At 76.4% G+C, this 14,792-nt stretch carries 13 protein-coding genes; 3 read left to right on the top strand and 10 right to left on the bottom strand.

The window, feature by feature from the left end:
* The 6 genes from ECOMGDLI_RS11060 to ECOMGDLI_RS11035 all read right to left on the bottom strand — a co-directional run.
* A partial coding sequence (locus ECOMGDLI_RS11060) for an EAL domain-containing protein (protein WP_088316893.1) occupies nucleotides 1-2,610 on the bottom strand: 2,610 nt, incomplete at its 3' end.
* A 91-nt stretch (nucleotides 2,611-2,701) separates the two neighbouring features.
* Nucleotides 2,702-4,054, bottom strand: coding sequence for a trypsin-like peptidase domain-containing protein (locus ECOMGDLI_RS11055; RefSeq protein ID WP_158220974.1), 1,353 nt, complete (start codon nucleotides 4,052-4,054; stop codon nucleotides 2,702-2,704).
* Nucleotides 4,055-4,114: 60 nt separating this feature from the next.
* Nucleotides 4,115-4,972: a phosphatase PAP2 family protein gene (locus ECOMGDLI_RS11050; RefSeq protein ID WP_088316891.1), complete on the bottom strand. Its 858-nt coding sequence runs from the start codon at nucleotides 4,970-4,972 to the stop codon at nucleotides 4,115-4,117.
* Between the two features lie 4 nt (nucleotides 4,973-4,976).
* Nucleotides 4,977-6,236: an AI-2E family transporter gene (locus ECOMGDLI_RS11045; protein ID WP_088316890.1), complete on the bottom strand. Its 1,260-nt coding sequence runs from the start codon at nucleotides 6,234-6,236 to the stop codon at nucleotides 4,977-4,979.
* Between the two features lie 31 nt (nucleotides 6,237-6,267).
* Nucleotides 6,268-8,355, bottom strand: a complete 2,088-nt coding sequence (locus ECOMGDLI_RS11040; protein WP_088316889.1) for a methyl-accepting chemotaxis protein — start codon at nucleotides 8,353-8,355, stop codon at nucleotides 6,268-6,270.
* A 109-nt stretch (nucleotides 8,356-8,464) separates the two neighbouring features.
* Complete coding sequence (locus ECOMGDLI_RS11035; RefSeq protein ID WP_088316888.1) at nucleotides 8,465-8,683, bottom strand: hypothetical protein; 219 nt, start codon at nucleotides 8,681-8,683, stop codon at nucleotides 8,465-8,467.
* 230 nt (nucleotides 8,684-8,913) lie between these two features.
* Between ECOMGDLI_RS11035 and ECOMGDLI_RS11030 the strand changes: the two genes are divergently transcribed.
* Nucleotides 8,914-9,891 carry a Gfo/Idh/MocA family protein gene (locus ECOMGDLI_RS11030; RefSeq protein ID WP_158220973.1) on the top strand — a complete coding sequence of 326 codons (978 nt, stop codon included), beginning with the start codon at nucleotides 8,914-8,916 and terminating at the stop codon, nucleotides 9,889-9,891.
* Between the two features lie 3 nt (nucleotides 9,892-9,894).
* Here ECOMGDLI_RS11030 and ECOMGDLI_RS11025 read toward each other — a convergent pair whose 3' ends face one another.
* A complete protein-coding gene (locus ECOMGDLI_RS11025; protein WP_088316886.1) occupies nucleotides 9,895-10,419 on the bottom strand; it encodes a DUF1992 domain-containing protein in 525 nt (174 codons plus the stop codon).
* 64 nt (nucleotides 10,420-10,483) lie between these two features.
* On the opposite strand from ECOMGDLI_RS11025, the gene ECOMGDLI_RS11020 reads away from it, so the two are divergent.
* Nucleotides 10,484-11,011 carry an NUDIX domain-containing protein gene (locus tag ECOMGDLI_RS11020; RefSeq protein WP_088316885.1) on the top strand — a complete coding sequence of 176 codons (528 nt, stop codon included), beginning with the start codon at nucleotides 10,484-10,486 and terminating at the stop codon, nucleotides 11,009-11,011.
* Between the two features lie 31 nt (nucleotides 11,012-11,042).
* On the opposite strand, the gene ECOMGDLI_RS11015 is transcribed toward ECOMGDLI_RS11020, so the two are convergent.
* Both ECOMGDLI_RS11015 and ECOMGDLI_RS11010 read right to left on the bottom strand, forming a co-directional pair.
* Complete coding sequence (locus ECOMGDLI_RS11015; RefSeq protein ID WP_143447648.1) at nucleotides 11,043-12,203, bottom strand: alpha/beta hydrolase; 1,161 nt, start codon at nucleotides 12,201-12,203, stop codon at nucleotides 11,043-11,045.
* Between the two features lie 45 nt (nucleotides 12,204-12,248).
* Nucleotides 12,249-12,572: a type II toxin-antitoxin system Phd/YefM family antitoxin gene (locus ECOMGDLI_RS11010; RefSeq protein ID WP_198954762.1), complete on the bottom strand. Its 324-nt coding sequence runs from the start codon at nucleotides 12,570-12,572 to the stop codon at nucleotides 12,249-12,251.
* Nucleotides 12,573-12,636: 64 nt separating this feature from the next.
* Here ECOMGDLI_RS11010 and ECOMGDLI_RS11005 point away from each other — a divergent pair, with 64 nt between their 5' ends.
* Nucleotides 12,637-13,911, top strand: a complete 1,275-nt coding sequence (locus ECOMGDLI_RS11005) for an MFS transporter (protein ID WP_143447647.1) — start codon at nucleotides 12,637-12,639, stop codon at nucleotides 13,909-13,911.
* Here ECOMGDLI_RS11005 and ECOMGDLI_RS11000 read toward each other — a convergent pair.
* Complete coding sequence (locus tag ECOMGDLI_RS11000) at nucleotides 13,853-14,770, bottom strand: LLM class flavin-dependent oxidoreductase (protein WP_088316882.1); 918 nt, start codon at nucleotides 14,768-14,770, stop codon at nucleotides 13,853-13,855. The two genes, ECOMGDLI_RS11005 and ECOMGDLI_RS11000, sit on opposite strands and share 59 nt — an antisense overlap.
* Nucleotides 14,771-14,792: the final 22 nt, after the last annotated feature.

The raw sequence follows: 14,792 nt of genomic DNA, 5'->3' as shown, positions 1-14,792 counted from the left end.
CGGGGGCGGCAGCAGGTCGTGCAGGCGGGCGGGGTGGCCGTCGATGAAGCCCTGGTACTCGTCGCAGCCCATCTCGCGCAGGGCGTCGAGCTGATCCTCGCGCTCGACGCCCTCGGCGACGACGACCAGCCCCATGCCGTGGCCGAGACCGAGGACCGCCGAGACGACGGCGCACGCGTCGGGGTCGCGCGGCATGTCCGCGACGAAGGACCGGTCGATCTTGATGATGTCCACGGGCAGCGTCCGCAGGTACGACAGCGACGACCAGCCGGTGCCGAAGTCGTCGAGCGCGACGGACACCCCGAGCCGGCGCAGGTCGGTGAGCACGCTGCGGGCCTGGGCGGGGTCGTCGACGAGGGCGCCCTCGGTGATCTCCAGGACGACGCGCCACGGCTCGAGCCCGCTCGCCGCCAGGGCGCCGTCCACCTTCTCGACGAAGCGCGGCGCCGAGAGCTGGCGCGGCGACACGTTCACCGAGACGGTGACCCGGCGGTCGTCGACGAGGGCCACCTCCGCGAGCGCCTGCTGCAGCGCCCAGCCGCCGACCTCGACGATCCGGCCGGTGCGCTCGGCGATGGGCACGAAGACGTCGGGCGGGACGGCGCCGAAGGCCGGGTGCGTCCAGCGCAGCAGCGCCTCGACGCCGGCCAGGCGCCGGTCCCCGCAGTAGCGGCGCGCCTGGTAGCGCATCGACATCTCGCCGTTGCCGATCGCCCGGCGCAGCGCACTGGCGTACTCGAGCCGCGAGGAGATGTCGACCCGCAGCCGGGCGTCGAAGAGCTCGTGCCGGCCGCGGCCGCGCTCCTTGGCGTGGTACATCGCGGTGTCGGCGTCCCGCAGGAGGGTCCCGACGGGGTCGTCGCCGGGCGGGCGGCGGTCGACGACGGTGACGCCGATGCTCGCCCCGGGCGCGACCTCGGCGTCGCCGACGGTGATCGGCTCGGACAGCGCCTCGACGAGCCGCTCGGCCGTCGCCCGGGCGCGGCCGACGTCCGGGACCGGGATGACGACGACGAACTCGTCCCCGCCGAAGCGCGCGACGACGTCCGCCTGCCGGCAGCGCTGCCGCAGCCGGCGCGCGACCGCGACGAGCACCTGGTCGCCGACGGAGTGCCCGAGCCCGTCGTTGATGTCCTTGAAGCCGTCGAGGTCGCAGAAGAGGACGGCGAGCATCCGGTCGCCGTCGAGGCGCTCGACGCTGGCGCCGAGCCGTTCGATGAGGGCCGCGCGGTTGGGCAGCCCGGTGAGCTCGTCGTGGGTGGCCCGGTGGCTCATCTCGTCCTGGAGGCGGCGGCGCCAGGAGACGTCGGACTGGACGACGAGCGCTCCGCCGGTCTCCTGCAGGCCGGTCACCTCGATGGCGGTGGCCCGCTCCGGGCCGCTCTCGAAGCAGCGGCACTCCAGGCGCGCGACGGCGCGGGCGCCCCGGAGCACCTCCTCGACCTCGACGGCGAAGCGCGAGACGTCGGCGAGCCGGCTGCGGCGCAGCGCGGCGACCCAGTCCGAGCCCTCGGCGACGGGACCGCACACGCAGTGGTCGCGCTCACCGGTGCCGGCGACCCACCGGGTGTTGGCGGCGAGGACGACGCCCGCGGGGTCGACGACGGCCGCGCGGCTGTCGAGGGCGTCCATGAGGTCGCGGGTGAACCGGGCCTGCGCCGAGGCCGCGGACCGGGCCGCGAGGACCTCGGTGAGGTCGCGGTCGACGGCGACCATGCCGTCGACGCCGCCCCGGGAGTCGCGGGTCGCCGTGACGCTGCTGTCGACCTCGACGACGAGGCCGGACGCCGACCGCACGAGGAGCCGGCCGGCCCAGGCACCCGTCCGCAGCACCTCGTCGCCGACGTCCGCCGGGGTGCCCCCGGGGTGCTCGGCGACGACGAGGTCGGCGAGCGGGCGGCCGATCGCGTCGCCGGCGGCGATCCCGTAGATCCTCGCCGCCGCGGCGTTCCAGGCGGTGACCCGGCCCGCCCGGTCGACGGCGACGACGGCGTCGCTCACGGCGTCCATGAGCGCCGCCTGCCGGCGGACCTGGGCCAGGAGCAGCGCGGTCTCGAGCGTCGTCCCGGCGCGCCGCCCGAGGACGAGCGCCACGTCGACGTCCTCGCCGGAGAACGGCGGTTCGCCGGGCCCGCGGGTCACGGCGAGCGCCCCCACCGGCGACCGCCGGCCCCAGACCGGCACGACCGCCGCGGACCCGACGAGGTGCTCGCGCAGGGTCGTGGCGAAGGCACCCGGGAGCGCCTCGGCGTCGCTGACGACGACGGGCCGGCCGGTGCCGGTGACGTGCCGCGCGAGGGCCTGCACGGTGCCGGCGAACCGGTCCTGCGGCGCGCGCCGCAGGAGCGCGGTGACCGCGGCGGCCCGCAGCGGGTCGTCGTGGTGGGCGACGCTGACGTGCGGGGAGGCGTCGCCGTCCGGCCAGGTCCACACGACACCGAGCTCCGCGGGCAGGTCGGCGGCGGCCCGCGCGAGGACGGCCGGGACGGTGTCGGCGGAGTCGGCGACGGCGGCGAACCGGTCGCCGAGGTCGGCCATCCGGCGGGCGCGGTCGATCGGCACGGCGCGGCGCAGCACGCTGACCGCGTCGCTCTGATCCGTCCGCGACACCCGATCTCCCTAGCGAAGAGTGCATGAAAGGTAGCACTCTGTCACGGAATTGTCAGATACCGGTGGCGGAACGGGACATTGGGTGACCCGCTCAGCAGGGCTGCGGGTACCCCTGGGCGAGCAGCGTCCGGTCGATCCGCCACTGCCCGTCCGCGCGCAGGAGGGTGTAGGTCACCCGCCACCGCGAGCAGGTCTGGCCGCCGGGCCCGAGCCGGTCCTCCTGGGTGCTGCTGAAGTCGACGACCGCGCGCAGCGCGCCGCCCTCCCCCGGCGTGACCACCGGCGGGGCCGGGGTGACGGGGGACGTCGTCGCGCCGGGTGTCCGGGGCGGGGAGGACGCGGCCGCCGGGGGCGAGGGCGACGCCGCGGCCGTCGTCGGGTCCGCCCCGGGCGCGACGACCGAGACCTGCCGGACGGCGACGTCGAAGATCTGGCTCGACCGCTCGGCGGCCGACCACTGCTCGAGGGTCTGCCCGGCGCGGGCGTTCGCCGTGAGCAGCCCCCACGCCTCGGCGTAGCGGCCGCTGTTGATCGCGGAGGCGTAGGTGCCGTAGAAGTCGGCGACGACGGCCCCGGGGCCGGGGCCGCTCGCGTCCCGGACGACGACCCGTGACTGCGGCGGGCCGACCGGGGCGTCGCAGACGTCGGCGACGTCGACCGTCGTCGTGAGCCGGCGCCAGCGGGCGACGAGGGGCGCGGCCTGCAGGGCGCTCACGGCGTAGCCCGTGTTCTTGTCGGCGAGGGAGCGGCCCTCGACGAAACCGACGACCGCCCCGTCGGCGGCGAGCAGCGGGCCGCCGCTGTCGCCGCCCTCGAACCCGCCGTCGACCCGGATGAGGTCCCGGACCACCTGGTCGGGGCCGGCGGACGCCGCGGGCCCCGAGACGTCGAGGCTCTGGCCGGTGCCGGTCACCGTGCGGCGCACCGGCACGAGCGGGCCGTCGAGCGGGTAGCCGAGCGCGGCGACGTCCGACCCCACCGCGGGCTCGGCGGCCGCGAACCGGAACACGTGCCCGTCGAGCCGCCTGGAGGACCGGACGAGCGCGACGTCGTGCACGCTGTCGAGCCCGACGACCCGCGCCTCGGCCTCGGTGCCGTCGTCGCGGCGCAGGAGGATCGCGTGCGCCCCCTCGACGACGTGCGCGGCGGTGACGACGAGGTCGGGGGCGACGAGGAAGCCGGTGCCGGCACCGCCGAGGACGCACGCGGTGGTCTCGATCCGCACGACGCCGTCCGAGACCTGCCCGAAGAGCGCCGGCAGGTCGAGCCCGGCACCGGACGCGGCGGTGACGGGGCTCGTGACCCCGGTCGGGACGCCGACGGCGGGCAGTGCCACCGCGTCGTCCGCCGTGACGCGCAGGACGACGAGCGTCGTGGTCAGCGAGACGACCGCCGCGACGGCCGCGCAGAGCGCCACGACGCGCGGCGTCGTCCAGCGCTGCACCGGACCCTCCCTGTGCCGCCGACCCGTGAGCTGCCCCCCGGCCGTCATCATCCGCCCCGCTCAGGCCTGCACGGGGGCGGTCTCACGAGCCGACGCCGCGACGTCGTCGTCCGTTCGCCGGGCCTTCTCCTGCACCAGCGCCGCGAGCCGGTGCAGGACGGCGCCGACCGGGACGACGAGCGCGAAGATCCCTGTGGCGACGATCCCGTCGAGCCACCAGTGGTTGGCCGTGAGCGTCACCGCGAGCACGGTGAGGACGGTGTGCAGCGGACCGACGAACCGCCACCGGCTCGGGCTCGCCCACCAGACGTACCAGCCGACGACGACGGCCCAGCCGACGTGCACGGACGGCATCGCCGACAGCTGGTTCGCCAGGCCCGCGTCGAACGTGCCGTAGACCGAGCGCCCGTTGACCATCGCCGTGTCGACGAAGCCGAGGGCGGGCAGCAGCCGCGGCGGCGCGACGGGCACGATCTGGACGAGCAGGCACGTGAGCGTGAGGAGGACGACCGACGTCCGGACGCGGGCGAACCACTCCCGGTGCCGCCACCACAGCCACACGAGGAACAGCGCCATCCCGTTGAGGTGGGCGTAGGCGTAGTAGGTGTCGAAGAACCAGACCACCTGCGGGTGCGGGAGGACGGCCGCCTGGAGCGTGACCTCGTCCGGCAGGTGCAGCCGGCCCTGGAGCGCGTAGACGGCACGCCCGCGCTCCATCGCGCCGTCCTTGCGGGTGTGCACGAGCCCGCCCACCCGCTGCCACAGCGCGAGGAGCGCCATGACGACGGCGAACTGCTGCGCGAAGGCGGCGACGACGTCGGTCCAGCGGTTGCGGACGAGCCGGCACACGAGGAGCACCGCGAGCAGGACGAGGGCCGTGGTCAGCGAGAGCTGCCAGCTGGGCTTGAGCTGGGGCACCGGTTCAGCCCGCGGGAGCCGGTGCCGGACCGCCGGTCGCCGGACCGCCGGCAGCCACGCCGCCGGCCGGTGCGTCGCCGACCGCCGCGTCGTCCGGGCTCGCGGCGTCGTCGGGCGTCGTGCCCGGGGACGCCGTCCCCTCCGGCGCCGCGGCGGCGCCGACCGCGTCGTACGGGCCGCCGGTGCTCCCGTCGGACCCGATGAGGATGTTCAGCCACCGCGCGCCCGGGTCGACGTCGACGAGCAGCGCCTTCGCGAGCAGCGTCAGCGGGATCGCGAGCAGGGCCCCGAGCGGCCCGAGCACCCAGGCCCAGAACGCGGTCGCGAGGAACGTCACGGTCGTCGAGAGCCCCACGACGTCCCCGACGAACTTCGGCTGGATGATCGTCTGGATGACGACGTTGATCGCGCTGTACGCGACGACGACGAGGAGCATCTCCTGCACCCCGCCGTCGAGCAGGCCGAGCAGCGCCGGCGGGACGAGCCCGACGACGAACCCGATGTTGGGGATGTAGTTCGTGATGAACGACAGGACGCCCCACAGGATCGGCAGCGGGACGCCGATCCAGGCGAGGACCGCGGAGTCGAGCACCGCGCAGATCAGCCCGAACACGCTCGACACGACGAGGTAGCGGCGGGTGCCGCTCGCGAACGCCCCGAGGGCGTGCGCGACCCCGGGCCGCAGCGGGGCGACCGCCGCCACCCGCGCCCCGAAGCCGGCGGCGTCCAGACCCATGAAGAAGAGCAGAGCGAGCAGGAAGAAGAGCGTCGTCGCCAGGCTCGACAGGCTCGACAGCACGGTCGAGACGACGCCGGCGACCTTGCCGAGGTCGATCTGGTCGACGATGCCGTTGATCTGGTCCTGGCCGACGCCGTACTTGGCGAGCAGGTCCGTGACCGCGGTGAGCTGCTTCTGGGCCGCGTCGCTGTACTGCGGCAGCACGGTGGCGAACCGGGCCAGCGAGACGACGAGGATGACGACGAGGCCGACGAGCACGGCGTAGACGAGCAGGAGCACGGTGATCGTCGAGAGCCAGCCGGGCAGCCGGCGCGCCTTCATCGCCTCCTGGACCGGCGACACGGCCACGACGAGCATGAGCGCGAGGAAGACCGGCCCGAGCATCCAGGCCAGGCTGCGCATGCCCTCGACGGCGACGATCGTGCCGGCGGCACCGAGGACGACGACCAGCCCACGCGGCAGCACCGGCGTCGCCGGCGCGGCAGCCGCGCCGGCGGCAGCATCGAGGTCCGCGCGCCCGGTCATGGGCGCCAGGGTAGCCGCCGCCCGGGCGTCGTCAGGCGACGACGACCGCACCCGCCCCGCTCAGCCGCTCGACGGCGGCGCGCAGGTGGGCGGTGACCTCCGCCGGGGCCCCGACGAACTGCAGGCCGACCTCGTCGGCGTCCCCGACCGGGGTGCGGTGCGCGACGGTCGCGTCGAGGCGGAGCCGCCGGCCGTCGAGGGAGCCCTCGAAGACGACCCGGTCACCGTGGTCGAGCCGCTCCGGCGGGGCGATGTAGCAGCGGACGCCGCCCTCGGCGAGGTCGAGCAGGCGGACGGTGACGTCCCGGCCGCGGTGCACGAGGGTCACCTCGCCCTCGACGCGGACCCGGCGCTGGCGGCGCCGTTCGAGCCGGTCGGTGAGGCTCGACATCGACTCGACGCGTTCGATCGCCGCGGAGATCGTCGTGTCGAGCATGCCGACGACGTGGTGCTGGTCGGCCGCGACGCTCGAGAGCACCGCGGTGGCCTCGTCGACGCTGCCGATGCCCTGGCCCATCTCGCGGATCGCGTGCGCCATCCCCTCGGCCTGCTCGCGCAGCCGCCCCACGGTCGCGGTGATCTCGACGGTCGAGCGGCCGGTCGTCGCGGCGAGCTCCTTGACCTCGTTCGCGACGACGCTGAACCCGCGGCCGGCGCTGCCGGCGCGGGCGGCCTCGATCGTCGCGTTGAGGGCGAGGAGCCGGGTCTGGTCGGCGACGCCGGCGATGAGGTCGGCCATCCGGCCGACCTCGCGGAGGGAGTCGCCGAGGTCGCCGACGACCTGCTGCGCGAGATCGGCGCGGCGCACGACCTCCCGTGTGACGACGTCCGTCGACGACACGCTCCGGTCGATGGTCGCGGCGGCCGCGCGGACGGCGGAGACCTGCTCGACGACGCTGCGCAGCTCCTCGGAGACCGACGTCGCGGTCTCGTCGATGATGTCCTGCGCCCGGTCGCGGACCTGCCGCTCGGCGGCGCTCTGGGACTCCATCCGGTGCCGCAGCTCCTCCTCGCGCGCGGTCTGGGCGGCGGCGAGCTCGTCGGACTGCTCGGCGAGCCGCTGCCGGGTCGTCGCGACGGCCCGGCCGAGGTCCCCGAGCTCGTCGCGGCCGGCCGGCAGCGGGTGCTCGGTGCGGTCCCCCTCGGCGAGCGCGGTGACGGCGGCCAGGGCGCGGTCGACGTCGGACGACGTCCGCCACCAGACGCCCGCCGCGAACCAGGCCGCGGCGAGCAGGCCGGCCGCGGTGAGGGCGAGGGTGCGGGTGCGGTCGGCGGCGAACCCGTCGATGCGGGTGCCGAGGAGCGCCTGGAGGCCGTCGGCGGCCGGCCCGACGGCGGCCGCGGCGGCGTCGGCGGCGGGGGCGGGGTCGAACCCCGAGGTCTTCGTCAGGGCGCCGGTGACGGTGCCCGCGTACGCGTCCGCCGCGTCGGCGAGCGCCACGAGGCCGGCGAGCCGGTCGGCGAGGGCCGGGTCCTTCGTCTGCTCGGTCGCCGTCGTGACGTCGCCGCGCAGCGCGGCGGCGGCCCCGGAGACGGTCCCGGCCCGGACGGCCTGGGCGGCGACGAGGTCGTCGCCGCCGGCGGCCTCGCCGGGGGCGGCCGCGGCGGCAGCGGCCACGAGCACCTTCGGCACCTGCACGACGAGGGCGTCCATGACGTAGAAGGAGTCGAGGTCGGGGTCGAGGATGAGGTTCGAGGTGTTGCCGACCTGGGTCACGAGGTCCGCGAGCGACCCGACGACCGCGGCCCGTCCCTGCGGGTCGGTGGCACCGGCGGCGCCCGCCGCGGTCCGGACGGCGTCGAGCTGGGTCGCGAGGTCGAGGCCGGGCTCGCCGGCGGCCGCCCGCTCGATCGCAGCGACGTCGACGGTGCGCCCGGCGACGGCGTCCGCCGCCGCCGCGAGCACCGGCCGCAGCACCCGGACGCCGGACTCCTCGGCCGTCGAGAACGCGATCTGGCCGCCCACCGCCGACGAGTACGCCCATGTCGCACCGACGCCGGGGACGAGGAGCACCAGGACGAGCACGGCGAGCCGGGCGCTCGTGCGCAGCCGGCTCGACGCCGCGACGACCGGGCGGAGGACGACGGGGACTGCGGCGCTGCGCCGGCTGCCGGACACGGGTGACCCCCAGGTGCTTGACGATCTTCCTCAGGGGTGTCGGCCGTGCCACCGGTGGTGCCTGACCTCCTCCGACGGACGTCACCCGTTCGGAGCAGGAGCGGTCCGGTCAGGCGGAGCAGGCGAGGTCGGCCGTCTGCTCGGCGCCCTCGACGTCCCGGGCGGGGATGAGCCCGCGCCAGCCGCAGGCGCACATGACGTCGAGACGACCGGGGACGACGGCGGAGTGCCCGACGATCTCGAGCTCGTGCCCGAAGCTGTCCTGGTGGGAGTGGACGATGCTGCGTGATGCCGCGCAGGCGTGCGCGGCGAGGACGACGAGGGCCACGCGTCCCCCTTTCCGGGTGCGGTGCGGAGCGGCGGGGACGCCGTCCGGTGGTCGGTGGCGGGCGGGTGGTCCGGCCCGTCGTACGGACAGCGTCGGCGAGGCGCCCGCCGTCCGGGTGAACCGTCGGCAGACGGGTGCCGAACCTTGACCGACGCCGCCGCGCCTGCTGTGCCAGGCTTCGCGTGACGCGCCGGGGGCCCGGCGCGCTGCTGCAGGACGAGGAGGCCAGGGTGTCCCGACCCGTGCGCTGGGGTGTGCTGTCGACCGCGCTCATCAACGACAAGGTGCTCGCCGGCGCGGCGCAGTCCCCCGAGGTCGAGGTGTTCGCCGTCGCGAGCCGGGACGGCGACCGGGCACGCGCGTACGCCGACGCCAAGGGCATCGAGCGCTCGTACGGCTCGTACGAGGCCCTCCTCGCCGATCCCGACGTCGAGGCCGTGTACGTGCCGCTGCCCAACTCGCTGCACCACCCGTGGACCCTCACGGCGCTGGCGGCCGGCAAGCACGTGCTCTGCGAGAAGCCGTACAGCCGCCGCCCGGCCGAGGTCGCCGAGGGCTTCGCCGCCGCCCGCGAGGCAGGCCTCGTGCTCTCCGAGGCGTTCATGTGGCGCTACAACCCGCAGACCCGTGCGGTCGCCGGGCTCGTCCGGGACGGCGCGATCGGCGACCTGCGGCTCGTCGTCGCGTCCTTCAGCTGGCCGTGCCCGCTCGACGGCGACATCCGCACCCGGCCGGACCTCGACGGCGGGTCCCTCATGGACGTCGGCTGCTACTGCGTGAGCGCCGCGAGACTCCTCGCCGGAGAGCCGGTCTCGGTGACCGCGCAGTCGACCGCGGGCCCGCACGGCGTCGACGCCCACCTCGCCGCGACGCTGCGGTTCGCCGACGGTGCGGTCGCGCACGTCGACTCCGCGTTCCACGTCCCCGACCGCAGCCACCTCGAGGTCGTCGGGACGACGGGCACGATCCGGGTCCGTGACCCGTGGCACTGCGCCGATCCCGGGGTCACGCTGACGGGCCCGGACGGCGTCGCGCGCGACGTCCCGGTCGAGACGGTGAGCTCGTACCGGCTCGAGCTCGAGGAGATGAACAAGGCGATCCGCGGCGAGCCCAACGTGCTGCTCGGCGAGGCCGATGCGCTCGGCCAGGCCCGGACGATCGAGGCGCTCTACCGGGCGGCCGACGAGGGCGTCGTCGTCACGCTCTGACGGTCACCGCAGTCCGAGCAGCCGGCGCCACCACGACCGCCGCCCGGCCCGGGCCGCCTCTCGGCCGCCACGGTCGTCGGCCTTCTCCGGCCCCGCCCCGTCCGGGGCCGCCTGCCGGGCCCGCTCGGCGGCCGCCCGCTCGTCCCGCAGCGCCTGCCAGCGGCCGACCATCGCCTCGACGTCGACCTGCCGCGCGGCGACCGGGACGGTCGGGCCGACCGCGGGCCGCCGCCACTCCTCGACGACGCGGCGGTTGTAGTCGGCGAGGACGGCGCGCACCTGGTCCGGCGTCGTCAGCTCGACGAGCGAGCCCGGGAAGGTGTCCGCCTCCCGGCGCAGCGCGATCGTCGGGTGGACGAGCACGGACGTGTCGATGTTCTCCCGCTTGAGGTAGGCCTTGACCCACCAGTCGGGGTCGTTCACGTCGCTGAGCCGCAACGGCTTGCCCTTGCCGGGCAGGTCGTCGAACTCGCCGCGGGCGATCGCGGCACGGATCGTGTCCTCGACGGACGGGCGCCCCCACTCCATGCGTCCAGTCTGCGCGAGACCCGCCCGGCCGCGCATCCCCGCACGTCTGCGACGATCGGCGACCATGGGCGACGCGCAGACCTCCGGGCCGGACACCTTCGACGACCCCGAGCCGGACGCCGCGCAGGCGCAGTGGTTCCTCGACCTGCCGCGCAAGCGGGTCGCCGCCGGCGTCGTCGTCACGGACGCCGCGGGCCGGGTGCTCCTCGTGAAGCCGACGTACAAGCCGTCGTGGGAGGTGCCGGGCGGCCTCGTCGAGAACGGGGAGGCGCCCCGGGCGGCCGCCGCACGCGAGTGCCGCGAGGAGCTCGGCCTCGACGTGGCCGTCGGCCGGCTCCTCGTCTGCGACTGGATGCCGCCCGCCCGGCTGCCGGACGACGCCGTCCTGTTCCTCTACGCCTCCGGGCAGGTCGACACCGACCGGATCACGCTCGCGGCCGACGAGCTCTCCACGTGGGAGTGGGTCGACCCGGCGGACCTCGACGACCGGCTGCCGGTCGCGATGACCCGCAGGGTGCGGGCCGCGCTCGGCGCGCTGGGGTCCGGCGAGGTCGTCGAGCTGGAGCACGGCCACCGGGTCGCCGTGGGCTGACCCGGACCTGCCGGGTCTTCACCTCTCCGGCTCACGGTGCGAGCGCGGTGTCGAGCAGTGCGACGACGCGTCGCTCCCACTCGCGCGGCTGCTCGGCGAGCGCGGCGGCGTGCGCGCCGTCCGGGACGACCCACACCTCGACCCGTGCGTCCGGCGCGGCCGCGAGCGCCCGCCGGCGGACGTCGTCCGCGGCCCGGACCTCCCACCGCTGCGTGCCGCCGGCCACGAGCAGCACCGGCCGCGGCGCCGTCGCGGCGACCGACGCCGCGAGCGACGGCGGGCGCGGCGCGTCGGAGAGCCGGTCGAGGACGGCGAACATCACCGCGTAGCCGGCCGCGACCACGCGCCCGCGCACCCCGTCGGTACGCAACGGCCCCAGGTCGCCCGGCCCGCGGTTCGTCACGCCCTCGGCGACGACCGCCCTCACCCGCGGGTCGGTGCCCGCGGTGCCGAGCGCCCCCTCGCCGCCGAGCGACACCCCGAGGAGACCGACCCGGCCGTCCCGGACGTCGGGCCGGCCGAGCACGAAGCCCACGGCCGCCGCGACGTCGCGTTCGAGGAACCAGCCGTACCCCATGGCGCGGCCGCCGCTCGCACCGTTGCCGCGCGGGTCGAGCAGGAGGACGCCGTACCCGTGCCGGGCCAGCACGACCGCCCGGTCGAGGACGCCGCTGCGGGTGCCGAACGAACCGGGCACGAGGACGACGGCGGCCCCGTTCGCCGACGGGGCGTACCAGGCGGCGAGCCGGACGCCGTCCGACGTCGTGAACGTGACCTCCGCGCCGGCGAGGCCGCGCGCCGCGGGCGACGGCCCCGTGACGAGCCCGCGCGGCGGCCACAGCGAGGCCGCCGCGCCTGCGACGGGGGCGGCACCGAGGAGCAGGACGACGGCCGCGGCCACCACGAGACCGCCGCGGGCCGTCCAGGGGCGGGTGCGGCGTCCGGCCTCGCGCCACAGCGCCCGCAGCGGCGGGACGGCGAGCAGCAGCCCGACGGCGAGGGCGGCCAGGGCCGTGGCGACGCCCCGGGTGAGCAACCGGCCGGCGACCTCCTGCGGGCCCGGGGCCTGCCAGGTCGCGACGTTCCATGCGGCGACCGCGGTCCCCAGACCGCCGGAGACGAGGAGCACGCCGGCGCCCGCCGCCACGCAGCCGAGCGCGGTGCGGGTCGCGCGCCATGATCGACGGACCATCCGCAGAGCGTGCCACCGACCCGGGGGCCGCGGCAGCAGCCACCCCTACCGGTACTGCGGGCCGCCCGGTTCGCCCTGCCCACCGGGCCCGGCGTCGGACGGCCACTCGGCCGCCGGCGCGAGACCGGGCACCTGCGGGGCCGCCGTCGGGTGACCGCTGTCGGCCCGGCTGCCGAGGACGAGCAGCGCCGGCCGGTCGACGGCCGTCTGCTCGTCGAGGGCGGCGAGCCGCTCCAGGTCCGCGGCGGAGACGATGGCGGCGACCGCACGGCCGTGCCGGCTGAGGACGACGCGCTCGCCGCCGTACGCGACGCGGTTGACGAGGTCGGAGAGCTCCGCCCTGGCCTGGGTCACCGGCACCTGCTCCACGGGGCTACTGTACCTCTTCTACAGAACGTACATTCTGTAGAGATCCGGCTGTCGAGGGGTGGTCATGCGGCTCGCGGTGTCCCCCTACGCGGCCGTCCTGCGATCCCCTGCGCTGCGCCGCCTGCTCCCCGGGCTGGCCCTGTCCGCCGTCGGCGACGGGATGCGGATCGTGGCCCTCAGCTGGCTCGCCCTCGACCTCGCACCCCCGGGCCGTGGCGCGACCTGGGTCGCGGTCTGCTCGGCGTCCGCGGTGCTGCCGGGCCTCGTCGTCGCCCTCCTCGGCTCGCGCCCGCTCGGCCGGCTCGCCGCCGTCACCCTCGGGACCGCGGACGCGCTCCTGCACGCGGTCGCGCTCGGTGCCGTCCCGGCGCTCGCGGCGGCCGGGCTCCTCGACGTCCGGGGGCTCGCCGTGCTGCTCGGGGTGGCGTCGCTGCTCGGGCCCTGGGGCAGCGCCGCCCGCTACACGCTCCTCGCCCAGGTGCTCCCGGACGACGACCGGGTCGCCGGCAACGCCCTGCTGTCGACCGTCACCGAGCTGGGGACCCTCGTCGGCCCCGCCGTCGCCGCCGTCCTCATCGCGGCGTCCGGCCCGGTGAGCGCCTTCGCGGTGGACGCCGCGACCTTCGTCGCGCTCGCGGTCGCCTACCGCGCGGCCCGCCGGCTCGTCCCGCCGCCCGACGGCGCCCCCGCGCAGGCGCCCGGGGAGCGCCCGGTCCCGACCGGCGCCGGTGCCGTCCTACGGCTGCCCGCGGTGACCGGCGTGCTCGCCCTGACCTTCGTCTTCTTCGCGCTCTACGGCCCGGTCGAGGTCGCGCTGCCCGTGCACGTCCACGAGGAGCTGGGCGCCCCGGTCTCGGTGCTCTCCGCCTACGTCGTGGCGTTCGGCGTCGGCGCCGTCCTCGGCGGGGTCACGGCCGGGTGGCTGGGCCGTCTGCCGCTGTGGCCGCTGACGACCGGCATCGTCGTCGGCTGGGGGCTCTGCCTGCTCCCGCTCGGGCTCGGCCTGCCGCGCCCGGTGTCGCTCGCCGCGTTCGCCCTCGGCGCGTTCGTCTACGCGCCCTACCTCGCGGTGACGACGGGACTCATCCAGCGGCTCAGCCCGCCGGCCCTGCTCCCCCGGGTCCTCGCGCTGCGCAGCGCCTTCCTCGGGTTCTCGGTCCCGCTCGGCGCCGTGCTCGCGGGCCCGGTGGTCGTCGCCGTCGGGGCACGGCCGACGATCCTCGGCGCCGCGGTCGCGACCGTGGCCGTCGGGCTCGCCGCCGCGGTGCTCGCCCTGCGGGTCAGCCGGCGTCGAGGAGACGCAGCGTCTCCCCCAGCAGCTCGACCGTCTCCTGCGTGATCGGGTCGAGCACGAGCTGCACCTCGGCCGCCCCGGCCGCCGCCATCGCCCGCAGGTGGTCGGCGATCTGCTCGGGCGAGCCCTGCGCGGGGACGACGTCCCGGTTGTAGGCCTCGCCCATGAGCCGGCCGCCACCGCCGGGCAGCCGCACGAGCACCGCCGCCGTCGCCTCGACCTCGCCGGGGCGCCGTCCCGCCGCGACCGCGGCCTCGTCGACCCGGGCCACGAGCCGGGCGTACTCCGCGGGGTCGTTCGCGTAGTCGCTCCACCAGACGTTCCAGGAGTCGACGTACGGCAGCCCGATCCCGAGCATCCGTGGCCGCACCGAGCCGAGCATGAGCGGCGGCCCGCCCGGGCGTACGGGGCGCGGGTCGAGCACGCAGTCCTCGACCGTGTAGTACGTGCCGTCGAGGTCGGCCCGCCCCTCGCGCAGGAGCGAACGGACGATCGTGAACGCCTCCTCGAACCGCGACACCCGGTAGTCGTACGGGAAGCCGAAGGCCCGGTACTCCCGCTCGTTCCACCCCGCGCCGAGCCCGAGCACGAGCCGGCCGCCCGAGATCGCGTCGACCGTCGCCGCCTGCTTCGCGAGCATCGCCGGCGCATGGAAGCTCGTCGACGCCACGAGCGGGCCGAGCGTGACCCGCTCGGTGACGGCCGCGAGCGCCGCGAGCGACGTCCAGACCTCCCACGGGCCACGGGTCTGCCCGTCCGGCAGGTCGTAGAGCAGGTGGTCGCCGAGCCAGATCGAGTCGAACCCGACGGCCTCCGCGGCGCGGGCCATCGCGATGAGCTCGGGCCAGGGGACGAAGCGCTCGACCTCGGGCAGCTGGACGCCGATGCGGAGGGGGCGGGGCATGTGGGGAACCTAGCGGGTGCGG

It is taken from the genome of Kineosporia sp. R_H_3 (assembly GCF_002198675.1).
In the GTDB taxonomy this organism is placed as follows: domain Bacteria; phylum Actinomycetota; class Actinomycetes; order Actinomycetales; family Kineosporiaceae; genus R-H-3.
Note: the sequence above shows the minus strand (reverse complement) of the source record. Positions and strands in the feature narration are given on the sequence as shown.